This window comes from Maribacter sp. (assembly GCF_039974175.1).
GTDB lineage: Bacteria > Bacteroidota > Bacteroidia > Flavobacteriales > Flavobacteriaceae > Maribacter_C.
On the sequence record NZ_JBDWJN010000003.1, the window covers coordinates 409,303 to 421,617 of the forward strand.

At 42.6% G+C, this 12,315-nt stretch carries 9 protein-coding genes; 3 read left to right on the plus strand and 6 right to left on the minus strand.

The window, feature by feature from the left end:
- The 6 genes from ABJN95_RS02880 to ABJN95_RS02905 form a co-directional block, all read right to left on the minus strand.
- Positions 1-3,210 carry a PVC-type heme-binding CxxCH protein gene (locus ABJN95_RS02880; RefSeq protein ID WP_348368487.1) on the minus strand — a complete coding sequence of 1,070 codons (3,210 nt, stop codon included), beginning with the start codon at positions 3,208-3,210 and terminating at the stop codon, positions 1-3.
- A 13-nt stretch (positions 3,211-3,223) separates the two neighbouring features.
- A complete protein-coding gene (locus tag ABJN95_RS02885) occupies positions 3,224-4,192 on the minus strand; it encodes a Gfo/Idh/MocA family oxidoreductase (RefSeq protein ID WP_348368488.1) in 969 nt (322 codons plus the stop codon).
- Complete coding sequence (locus tag ABJN95_RS02890; RefSeq protein WP_348368489.1) at positions 4,189-5,208, minus strand: NAD(P)-dependent oxidoreductase; 1,020 nt, start codon at positions 5,206-5,208, stop codon at positions 4,189-4,191. Before ABJN95_RS02890 ends, ABJN95_RS02885 begins: the two co-directional genes overlap by 4 nt.
- Before the next feature lie 123 nt (positions 5,209-5,331).
- Positions 5,332-6,444 (minus strand): alcohol dehydrogenase catalytic domain-containing protein, encoded by a 1,113-nt coding sequence (locus tag ABJN95_RS02895; protein ID WP_348368490.1) that lies wholly within the window; start codon positions 6,442-6,444, stop codon positions 5,332-5,334.
- Positions 6,445-6,522: 78 nt separating this feature from the next.
- On the minus strand, positions 6,523-7,680 hold the full coding sequence (locus tag ABJN95_RS02900) for a Gfo/Idh/MocA family oxidoreductase (RefSeq protein ID WP_348368491.1): 1,158 nt from the start codon (positions 7,678-7,680) through the stop codon (positions 6,523-6,525).
- 24 nt (positions 7,681-7,704) lie between these two features.
- The gene (locus ABJN95_RS02905; RefSeq protein ID WP_348368492.1) at positions 7,705-8,751 is read right to left on the minus strand and encodes a TIM barrel protein; all 1,047 of its coding nucleotides are present in this window, start codon (positions 8,749-8,751) and stop codon (positions 7,705-7,707) included.
- A gap of 247 nt (positions 8,752-8,998) precedes the next feature.
- Between ABJN95_RS02905 and ABJN95_RS02910 the strand changes: the two genes are divergently transcribed.
- The 3 genes from ABJN95_RS02910 (at position 8,999) to ABJN95_RS02920 (ending at position 12,313) form a co-directional block, all read left to right on the plus strand.
- The gene (locus ABJN95_RS02910; protein ID WP_348368493.1) at positions 8,999-10,240 is read left to right on the plus strand and encodes an MFS transporter; all 1,242 of its coding nucleotides are present in this window, start codon (positions 8,999-9,001) and stop codon (positions 10,238-10,240) included.
- 91 nt (positions 10,241-10,331) lie between these two features.
- Positions 10,332-11,171 carry a sugar phosphate isomerase/epimerase family protein gene (locus tag ABJN95_RS02915; protein ID WP_348368494.1) on the plus strand — a complete coding sequence of 280 codons (840 nt, stop codon included), beginning with the start codon at positions 10,332-10,334 and terminating at the stop codon, positions 11,169-11,171.
- Between the two features lie 17 nt (positions 11,172-11,188).
- Entirely contained in the window at positions 11,189-12,313 is a 1,125-nt protein-coding gene (locus tag ABJN95_RS02920) for a ThuA domain-containing protein (RefSeq protein ID WP_348368495.1), read from the plus strand.
- Positions 12,314-12,315 lie beyond the last annotated feature (2 nt).

Genomic DNA, 12,315 nt, shown 5'->3' on the forward strand with positions numbered 1-12,315 from the left:
TTAGTTCATAGGATGTTCTTTCAACAATTCTTCTGATGAATAGAATCCTTCTTTGTCCTTTATCTTTTCACGAATTTCTTTTACTGTTGCCGTACTAATCGGTAAGGCTTGATTCCCAGACATATTTCTTACGTACGTCAATACTGCAGCCATTTCATCATCTTTTAACAATCCACCAAACGGGGTCATCGGAACTTGCCCTGGGTATTTTTTACCTTTTACCTCAATAGGGCCCATCATACCTTTGAGGGTTAGTTTGATAAGTCGCTCTTCACTTCCTGTTACCCATTTTGAACCCGCAAGCGGCGGAAACCCTGAGGCTTCCAATCCGTTTCCGTCAGGTTGGTGACAGGTAGCACAATACCCATCGCGCTCATATATTTCTTTTCCTTTTATGAACAAATCTCTATTGGAGCCAATAAGCTTCGTTTTTACTTTCTCTTGTATCTTATCTATTCTTGAATTATTGAAATGGGCAAGTGCCGCATCATGAGGTTTTTGCATCCATTTATCAAGGCCTTTCTGGCTAGCTTCCACAATTATTGGCTCCCCAACTTCCTTATCCAACCATGACGCTGCCACCAAAGCCTCCAATCTTACCCGTGGATGATCATCTTTTGCTGCTAGCATTAACAGATCGGCCTGATTTTTTATTTGGTGCCCGCCATAACGCAATACTCTTACCGCGGCCGAACGCGCTCTAAAATCGTCGGCTTCGAGCAATCGATTTAACAAAGGCGCGTCGATTTGGTTTAAACCCCAAGTTACCCAAAGCGCTTCAAGCAAATGATGTTCAAATTTGGGGTCATTCTTATCCAACTTATCCACCCAAATTTTCAATTGGGCAAGTACTTCAGATGCGTTCCTAGCCCGAAGCTCTCTTTTGGTGCGATAGCGTGTTCTATATTCATGAAGTTTAAGATTATCGAGCAGTTCTGCAATAGTGGCATCAACAATCTTGGCGGGTTTAACTAAGGGTCTCGATGGATACGTTATTCGATATACCCTACCGTGAACATGATCACGAAGCGGATCACGTGCATTGTGCTGCATATGACCAATCAATACATTGTGCCAGTCAATCAAATATAAAGAACCGTCGGGGGCAAATTCCATATCAACGGGTCGGAAGTTCTTATCGCTGCCAAGAACGAGATCTTCAGCATGTTTACTTAGGTATCCCGCTGAGGCCGTATCGTCAACCATGGTATGTTGTTTGGTTCCTAAGAAACCAATGGTATTGTTGATTAAAAGATCTCCTTGAGCCTCATCAGGAAAATGCCTACTTGAAATAAATTCGAGTCCGGAAGTTGGCCGTACCCGATGTTTATTTTCAATGAGGTTCTCTGGATTAGGAGATCCAACTCCATAGCGCGATTTTATGGTTCCAGGTAACATCCATGTCATATCAGGACCCGAAGTATGTGCAAAGAAATTTTGTCCCCAATCATCAAACGCAATTCCCCACGGATTCGGAATTGGAAGCTGCGCCGTACGTTCTAAATGATGACGTTGAGGGCTATATCTGTAAAACCCGCCATTGGTTGCCCTAACGGGTCCATATGCGGTTTCTACATTGGTATGAAGAAAAACACCTTCTCCCATAAATATGGCTCCAGAAGGATCTGCGGCAAAAGCACTTATTGCATGATGTGTATCGTGATCGTCAAAACCGCTTAATACAATCTCGGTAACATCTGCTTTGTCATCACCGTCAGTGTCTTTTAGCAGTACTAAGTTAGGCCCTTGTGACAGGTAAACTCCCTCAGGAGCGAATTCAAAACCAATAGTAAGGTGTAAGCCATCGGCAAAGGTGGTTTGCTTATCGGCTTTACCATCGTTATCGGTATCTTCGAGTATTATCAATTTGTCGTTGGGTTTGCTATCACCAGGCCTATAATGAGGATAACTTGGCATCACTGCTACCCAGAGTCTACCCTTGTTATCAAACGACAATTGCACAGGATTAGCAAGATCTTCGAACTCTTTTTCGGAGGCAAAAAGCTCAATTTTGTACCCTGATGCCACTTTGATGGTTTCCAAAGCTCGTTCTCCGTAAAGATATTCTGGAGTGCCATTTTTATCGCTTGGTTTATAATTTGTTGCCACTTCTGGAAGCACTCTAGTCTCCATATCTCCTTTTCCCAGATCGATTTTCTCTCCCTTCGTTGCTGCCCAGATAGAACGGTCTCGAACAGCAGTCATTTCTCGAATTTTCTCTATTTCTGCCGGGTAGTTTTCGGGCCCGAAAGGATCATAGCGCCTCCCATAGGCATGCACGCCATTCGGTATTTTGAAATCATTGTGCCAAAACCAATTTTTTTCCATTACCGATTCGTGCACTAATGCTCGATTAGCCTCGGATTTCACTTTTATTTTTCCAAAGACTTCATCTGCTAAGAAACTTCCAAATTTTTGATAGCCTAAATCATTGAATTGAAATCCGTCGGCAGTCAGGTTTTTTTCTTCTGCTGCATACCAATTTTTTGTCTCTTCAAAAGCATCCACGATCACAATTCCTTCCTCCAAAGCAACTTCCTTCATCGCGCTGGTGTAAAGCGCTAGGTTTTTATTTTCTCTGACGCCATTGGGGACATCCATTTTTTCAGACAAGTCTTCGAATGCAATTGGAGAAACTAAGGCCAATTGAGGTGCGGCTGACCCATTGTACTTCTGACTTAAAGTGTGCTTTATAAATGCTCGCAATTCAGCTTTATAATTATCCAATCCTTCGGGGCCTTCAAACGATTCATCATATCCGAAAAAAGCAATGATAATATCAGCTTCTAAACTGGTAATCCATTCATCTGGAGTTGGAAAATGACCGATGGTTGGAGAGTGACCGAAGCCATCATCTTCCTCATAATGTATTTTAACACCTGATTCATGTTCAAATTCTTCCGCACCAGGAAACGCCCAAGGAGAGTAGCGCGAAGGATGCGGTCTGAAGCCTGGAGTATTACCCGGATCGCACATATTTCGAATAAATAGTAAACTATCTGGATACCGCAGTTGCAGCTCGGTTTCAAAGTGGCCGAAATTCATCATTCGCGAACCAAGATTATTGCCTATTAGAACGATATGCGCATCCTTTTTAAGTGATATAAGATTCTTGTGTTCCGTCTCACAGCCATTTACAATAAGGAGCAACAACAGTAAAAATGGTACTGTAGTCTTGCGAAAAAGGATATTTTTAATCATGGTATTCATTGAATAAATAGTTTTATAAATGTACATGAACTCCTTTCTTTACCGAAGTTTCACAAGCCTCTATTATTTGTTGGCAAATAATGGCGTCACCTAAACTTGAAAGTGGTTCTTCGCCATTGCGAACTACCCGATTAATAAAATGGGTTGCTGTATTCTTGATCGATTCTGGATAATTTTGATAGGTTTGCGAATGTGCCCCATTGCGATCATTAATCACAAAATCGCGGTAACTATAACGCGTACTACCTTTAGTTCCAATAACTTTGATTATACAGGTCCATGGGTCTCCAGCGTGGTCATCGTTCGCAAAACTAGCACATAGATGAGCCAAAGTCCCATTTTTCATCTGAATGTTGGCCATGGCTATATTTTCTTGAGGAGCAATGGTATCATCGACGGTATTCATCAAACAGGAAATCGTTTTAGGCTCTCCGGCAAGATATAACATGGTATAACTATGATGCGTCAATATTTGACGTATTACACCCGGATATCGCGCTCGAATCTCATCGGCATGATGAATATTATACATCATATAAAATTGTACGACATCACCGAGCCTGCCCTCCTGAATCATAGCCTTGGCGCGCTCGATTCCCGGTTCGTAAATGTAATTATGAACAGGCATACACTTTACGCCAGCTTTTTTAACCGCAGCATTCATTTTTTCCAACTCAGCGATACTTGAGGCTGCTGGTTTTTCAACTAAAATGTGCTTTCCCGCCTCGGCTGCTTGAACTGTATATTGACAATGCGTTTCCATATTGGTCAATACAAAGACGGCATCTACCTTTGGGTCACTCAATAATTCGTCTACTGATTCATATGTAGAACACCCATATTGTTGTGCCTTTGTTACTCCTTTTTTAGGCGTACGATTCCAAAGCCCAATTAATTCTGCTCCGGGCAATGCACTGATGGCCTCGGCATGTAAATTCGCGATATCGCCCGCTCCGATAAATGCTATTCCTAAAGTCTTCATGAGGCTGGTGTTGAATAGGACAAGCTTCCTTTTTCGGCCATTGTCTTGAACTCGATTAACGATTTTCGAATCCCTTCTGAAATATCAGTAAGAGGAAGGTTTGAAAAGGTACTAGCAATTTTGGTATGGTCCAAATCGCAGATAAAAAGATTTGGTGGCGCATTGTCTACAATAGCTAAAGATGCAAAGTCACCCATTCCCAATTCCTTTGCTTGGTAAATCGCTAGTTCTAAAAATGATTGTATTGGAATCGTTTCACCCTGTATATTGAAGGCGCCAAAACCTTCGAAAGGCTGTAAGGCAACTGCCGCAAACTGAGCACCTACGTCTTCCACAAAATGGTAATTCTCCCTTCCTTGATAGGGCATTTTGAATGGCATCAGTTCCTTTGACACAGAACCCATTGCAATTGCTTTTAATGCATTCGTGGGTGCAGACGTTTTGCCTTTGTCTCTTCCCTTGCCGTAGGTTGTGTTGATGCGCAAACAAACCGTGGGTACCTTGGTATTGTCGTAGAAAAAACGTGCCAGATGTTCGCCAGCCAATTTCCAAATGCCATAATGATTGGGCGGAGCCAAAGGAACATCTTCAGAAATACAATCCTGCGAATACATTGACCGCATGCCATAAACCGCTCCTGAACTGGCAAAAACAAAGCGTTTTAAGTTTTGCAGTTTCTCGGCAGCGTCGAAAAGGGCCATGGTACCTCCAGTGTTGATTTCCATGCCGCCGATATGATCTCTTGAACAATCAGGGCTTTGATAAGCCCCCAAATGAATAATATGAGTTGGGTTTACCTGGAGCAATACCCTTTCGATTTCGGTATAGTTGGAAACATCTAAAGTCACAAATTCAAGCCTCGGATCCAAATCTTCTCCTAACCACAACTTCAAAGGGGTCGCGTTGTTAGATCGCGTTGCAATAACGATCTTTTCCACTTCCGCGGATTGTAATAATTTATAAATGCTAACCGAACCTATGCAACCTGTGCCGCCGGTAATGAAAATTTTATGCATATTTCAGTCGTTTGATTATTGACTCTAAAACTTGGATCCAATTATCACTATGCTGATTAATTTGATTGCCAAACTCCACGCGTCACTCAGGTTTGTAAGTGTTCTTTGTTATTGGGTTTAGTTTTAATTCATTTTTACTACCGCCTTCATATTTTGAGCTTTGATAGAATCTTCAAAAGCTTGGGTGACGTCTTCGAAATCGTAAAGATTCGTATAGTGTTCAGCTGGAAAAACGCCCGTCGCCATTAATTTCATCGCAGCCATATAATCATCGCGACAAGACCCCATCGAACCCCTCATATTTAATGAGGTTCGGGTTAAATGCGTTGCATTTATAGGTACTTCTTGACCATATGTTGCAATCACACAAATATCTCCTTCAGGGCGAACTACGTCAATCGCCTCTGTCAAAACGGCTGGCACACCTGAACATTCAATTAGCAAATCTACTTTTCCATTGCTTGCGAAGGGTACTCCATTCGCATCTGAAACTCCCTTTTGTAGTTGCGAAGCCAAGGTATTTTCTGGAGAGACTTCCAAGGTTATAAAACCTCTTTCCTTTGCCTTCTTCAATCGGATATCACGATCGTGGGCAATTCCTGTTACCGCTACTCGTGCGCCCGAAGCACGCGCAACTTCAGCAGACATCAAACCAATGATTCCGCAGCCTGTAACAACAACATCCTGCCCTGGTTTAATTTCGCATTTGTTATACAAGGCGTTAGTGATAATCGATAAAGGTTCTACCAAAGCTCCTTGTGCAGGGGTTAAACCCTCCATTAAAGGAACAACCCGATCAGACTCGAGCACAACACGTTGACCAAAACCCCCATTTCTATGAAATCCAATAATTTGTTTTTGCGGGCAAAGATTCCATTTGGCTACACTACAGGCCGAACAGTCTTCATCTTGACAACCTAACATTGCAAGGGGTGTAAACACGTCACCAACTTTGACATCACCATGATCTCCCGGGCCCAATTCCAAAACCTCAGCGCTAAATTCATGGCCAATGACACGAGGTCGTTGTACCCAATCAAAATTGGCCTTACCGATGGAAGCACTATTGTCAGAACCACAAATACCCGTATATAGGGTCTTTGCCAAGATTTCGCCTTCTTGCAATTCAGGAATTTCCATGGATATAACGGCGGTATTGCTAGTTACCGACACTCCAGAATTAGGATAGATTTTTTCCTTGCCCTGAAGACAAAAGCCTTTTATTGTATCACTCATATTTTGTTGATGGTGTTTGTTGTTGGTTTCTGGATTTAAAGTTTCAAAGCAAAACTAGGAGCTGTTACCGCAAACTGATTAGGTCCATTGCACTCCTGTATCCATCCAAGATTTCGATTTCGCCGATGCTAATACCGCTTCACAGACTTTTTGCGTCTCTTGTGCTTCCTTAAACGTTGGTGAGCAGGGTTTGCCTTCCCCCAGATTCTTCAAGAAATCTGCTACTTGATGCACAAAACTGTGTTCATATCCTATAGACAAACCAGGCACCCACCATTTATCCATATAAGGTTGGTCGCCATCAGTCACGTGAATGGAACGCCATCCTCTTTCGATAGATTCGTCACGATGGTCAAAATATTCTAATCGTGTCAAATCATGAAGATTCCATTTGATTGACGCGTGTTCGCCATTAATTTCAAAGGTAAATAAGGCTTTATGTCCTCTTGCGTAGCGTGTAGACTCGAAAAGCCCTAAGGAACCATTGTCAAAATGGCAATGAAAGATACAGGCATCATCGATACCGACTTTTTGTTTTTCGCCGGTGCCAGTATGCACTCTTTCTTTAATAAAGGTTTCTGTCATCGCGGAAACATCTTTGATACCTCCGTTCAACCACATGGCCGTATCGATACAATGTGCTAATAAGTCTCCCGTTACTCCAGAACCCGCTGCATCATTATCTAAGCGCCAAAGACCTTCACCTCCTTGAGGAAGTTCGGGGCTTATAGTCCAATCTTGTAAAAAGTTGGAGCGAAAATGAAAAATCTTACCCAATTTACCTGAATCTATAAGTTGTTTCGCCAATGTCACCGCCGGAATTCGTCTGTAGTTGAAGTATACTGTATTCGCGACACCGGCTTTTTCAATGGCGTCGACCATAGGCTGGGCCTCTGCGACAGTTCGCGCCAATGGCTTTTCGCAAAGCACCATCTTTCCTGCTTCAGCAGCCGCAATAGCAATCTCCGCGTGCATATTATTGGGCGTGCAAATATCAATGGCATCGATATCATCTCGGGCAATCAAGGTTCTCCAATCGGTTTCAATAGATTCATAGCCCCATTGCTCGGCAAAAGCCCTAAGTCGTTCCTCGTTTCTTGCACAGACCGCTTTTAAGATAGGTTTATAGTGTAATTCGGGAAAAAAATCTCCTACTCTTTTGTAGGCGTTGGAATGTGTACGGCCCATAAACCCGTAGCCAACCAGGCCTACTCTAAATTCTTTTTTACTACTCATATATTCGGTTATTCAAAAAAATTATTAGGCTTCATACCACCCATGCAGTTCCCTGACTTTTAGCATAGCACCTAAAACATCATTCCAGGTCTTGGCTTGCATCATCACTTGGTTAGGAAACATACAACCATCCCAACAGATGTGCTTGAACTTTTTGGTGAGTATTCCGTTTTCATCTCGTAGCCAATGACCGGCATCTACAGCGATATCTAATTTCCCATTGGGGTCTGTAGCCTGACAGTGCCTTCCGGTTTTATCATGGTCGCCCGAGCCGAAGACCGTTCCATCATTCTGGGCCACATGGAAATCAATGGTCCAAGGTCGCAAAGCAGCCGTCAAGCTTTGGAGGCCTTCCGTCAAGGTCGCTCTATCGTTCCAATCAAAATTTTGCGGCAATATACGTTCGTCTTCCTTGTTATATCCCAAAAGGTAAAGAAGGGTGTGTGCCATATCTGCTTGAAATCCAATATTTGGTCTACCAACTGCCTCAAGGGTGTTGAGCATGGTTTTCCAGCCGTGCATGCCTCCCCAGCATATTTCGCCTTCAGCAGCTAAAGACTCCCCATAATCCGCGGCCACATCACAAGCTTCCCGAAAGGTTTGCGCTATTAATGCTGTATTTCCAACTTCGTCTTTTGCCCAACTTTCTGGATCGACCGACGAATCTATTCGTACCACTCCATTGGGTCTGATACCCATATCTCTAAGCTTTTTCCCTATGGCACAGGCCTTACGTACTTGAGTAACAAAATTCTTCCGTTCCTCGGCAGAACCCATGGCAGAACCCCCGCCGGTACCTGCCCAAACCGGTGCTACAAAGCTTCCAATTTCCAAATTATAGGAACTTACCTTATCAGCCAAGCGTTTTAAATCATCATCCGAGGAATCAATACTCACATGAGGATCTGCTAAAAACAAATCAACACCATCGAACTTTTGACCGTCTAGGTCGGCTTTCGATGTTAAATCTAACATAGTATCCAAATCGATGGGCGGTTCAGAATCAGGCCCTTTTCCCACAACTCCAGGCCATGAGGCGTTATGTAGTTTAGGATAGTTATTCTTTTGCATTTACATAAATTTTTAGGTGTTCCAACAGCTTCTGTGTACGTGCACAAAGGGAACTAATTTAATTAAAATTCGATTATTATGACCGATAAAAACTGTTGGTTTTGTAAAACAGATGGTTATTTTGTGACAAACCAACAAGACTTGCGCAAATTAATTATGAAAATAGTAAAAAAGTAAGTAAACTTATAGACTCAAATAACACTACAACCACAAAATCTAATCAATACAAACAAACATTTTTCAAATTATGGAAACAAACACTTCTTCGAATGCGAACAGACTCTTTTATGGTAGCTGTTTTGCATTAATCACAACAGCATTGTCTTTTAGTATAAGAGCTGGAATCTTACCCCAGCTTGGGGAAGAGTTGAGTTTGTCGGCAACACAATTGGGGTTCATAAATCAAATGTGGTTTTTAGGATTTCCTATATCTATGGTAATTGGCGGATTAATCTATCACAAAGTAGGTGGAAAAGCCATTATGCAATTTGCATTTCTTGCCCATGCTATTGGAATTATTATGACCATTTACGCGGGCAGTTATGTTGGTCTGATGATATCGACTTTGTTAATTGGTTTAGGTAACGGGTGTACTGAGGCCGCTTGTAATCCTATGATTGCAGATGCTTACCAGGGAAATAGAATGAGTAAAATGATGAACCGCTTTCACATGTGGTTTCCTGGAGGAATCGTAATAGGTAGCTTGGTTTCTAAATTCATGACCGATGCAGGTTTGAGTTGGGAATCACAAATATGGGTGATTATGATACCCACCTTAATTTACGCCTATTTATTCTTTGGGCAAAAATGGCCAAAAGCCAAGGTCAACGAAGCTGCAACCTTATCAGGTAACTTAAAAGCAATGGGATCGCCCTTGTTTATCTTTATGATGGCGTGTATGGCTTTGACGGCAATTTCCGAGTTTGGCCCACAACAATGGGTTGGTTTGATTTTATCTAAAAGTGGGGCACAACCTATGTTGATATTGGCTCTAGTTACAGGTATCATGGCAGTAGCGCGATATTTTGGAGGAGATATGGTGAAAAAATTCGATCAAACCGGCGTTCTTCTCGGATCGGCCGTATTAGCAACTATTGGCGTGTACCTTTTCAGTACCCAAACAGGAGGCATGGCTTATGTAGCTGCAATTTTCTTTGCCTTAGGCGTTGCCTATTTTTGGCCAAATATGATTGGGTTTATAGCCGATAAAATTCCAAAAAGTGGAGCCTTGGGTATGTCTATCATAGGAGCTGTAGGTATGTTTTCCACCTCTATCTTTCAACCTATCATCGGGGGATGGATTGATTCTGATAAGGCAGCAGCAGCAGCAGAAGGACTAACTGGTGATGAGCTTGAATTGGTTTCGGGTCAGGCGACCTTGGGTACCATGACCTTGTTTCCAGCTATACTGATCGTGTTATTCATTGTACTCTATTTCTGGATGAAAAATAGAAAAACTGATGATACGGTGGCTACGGCTACTCATTGATTATAAATATATTTAAGAACAACCCCCTGCCTGTTACAGGAGGGGGTTGTTTGTTTAAAAGGCAATACGTACTGCACTAAACTCAGCATAAATGAAAATAGGAATGAACATGCTCCTTTGGACGAATCATGTCACTGAGGAACACTACCCGATAGTTGACCAACTCAAAAAAACGGGCTATGACGGTATTGAGCTCTATATGGGTGATGGTGATGTTGCCCATTACACTAAACTTGGTAAACATTTTTCAGATCTTGGCCTAGGCGTTACGACAGTGACCGGCCTGGCTCCTGAAGAAAATATTTCAAGTGAAGACCCTGGAGTTCGACAAACTGGTCTTGACCGTTTGAAATGGGCTATTGATAATGCCCAGGCCTTAGACGCCGACAATATTTGTGGGCCGATACATTCTAGTTTCGCTTATTTCACTCGGCAGCCCCCTACACAAGATGAACGAAAACGAAGTGCTGAAATACTTCGTAAAGCTGCGGAATATGCGGCTGAAGCCAATGTCATGCTTTGTCCCGAAGCTTTAAATCGTTTTGAATGTTACCTTTATAATACCATGGCCGATTTAAAAACGCTGGTGGAAGCTGTTGACCATCCGAACTTGGGTGCGATGTATGATACACACCACAGTAATATTGAGGAAAAGAGTCAGGCCGCTGCATTAAGAACCATAGCGCCCTGTCTCAAACATGTACATATCAGCGAAAACGATCGTGGCACTCCCGGTAGCGGTCAGGTGCAATGGAATGACGTATTCCCTACCCTAAGAGAAATAGGTTATGACGGTTGGTTGACCATAGAGGCTTTCAGCACCATAATTCCTGAATTCGCAAACGCTATTAACGTTTGGCGCGACTATTCACCTTCCAAAGAAATATATGAAAAGGGCCTGAAGTTTATCAAGGAAGGAATGGGCACTTGAATTTAAAAAAACACTTTATGAAAAAAATAATATACCTAGTTGCTATTGCTGCATTATTTGCATGTAAGGAGCAAAAAAAGGAAGATGTAGCTCAAGAGCCGGTAGTCGATACTCCTAAACAATGGCTTGTATTTGAAGGGAATAGTCTCAACTCAAAACACATTGTATTGGTCTCTGGAGATGAGGAATATCGCTCAGAGGAAGCGTTGCCCCAGCTGGCGAAAATATTATCAAAGCATCACGGATTCAAGTGTACGGTACTATTTGCTCAAAATCCGGATACACCTGGAATCGTGGACGCGAACTATGTAAAGAACATTCCAGGGCTCGAAGCCTTAGACGTGGCAGATATGATGGTACTTTTTACCCGTTTCAGAGCATTGCCCGATAAGCAGATGCAACATTTTGAAAACTACCTGAAAGCAGGAAAACCTCTAATAGCTATTCGAACAGCTACACATGCTTTCAACTTCAAAGAAGATGATACAACCAATTTTGCGCATTACAGCAACGGCTATTCGGGAGATAAAACGGAATGGACCGACGGCTTTGGTCGTTTGGTTCTGGGTGAAAAATGGGATTCGCACCACGGGCATCACAAACACCAAAGCACACGTGGTGTAATGGCCGAAACGGCCATATCACATTCCATAGCAAACGGAATAACGAGTGGTAGCATTTGGGGAGCCACTGATGTTTATGGGGTACGGCTACCTTTGCCCGGTGATAGCGAGCCTATCATTCTTGGGCAGGTTATTAACAGAGCAGGAGAATTTGATGAAAATGATTTGTTCTTCGGCATGAAACCCACAGACACAGAACTCGCTACAGAGAATAATACCGGACTAAAGGTCAATGATGTGCTCATGCCCATTGCCTGGACAAAGAGTTACCAAATTCCAGGGGGTACAAAAGGTAAGGCCTTTACTTCAACAATTGGCGCTGCTTCAGATATGCTAAATGAAAGTGTTCGCCGCCTTTTGGTCAATGGCGTTTTTTGGGCAATGGAATTACCCGTACCCGAAAACGCTAACGTTGGGTTGATTGGCACATACAAACCCTCTGCCTATGGATTTAAAACCGAAGCGTATTGGATCGAAAAGCAGTTAAAAATTTCCGATTTAGAAACTATTGAAAATTAGAT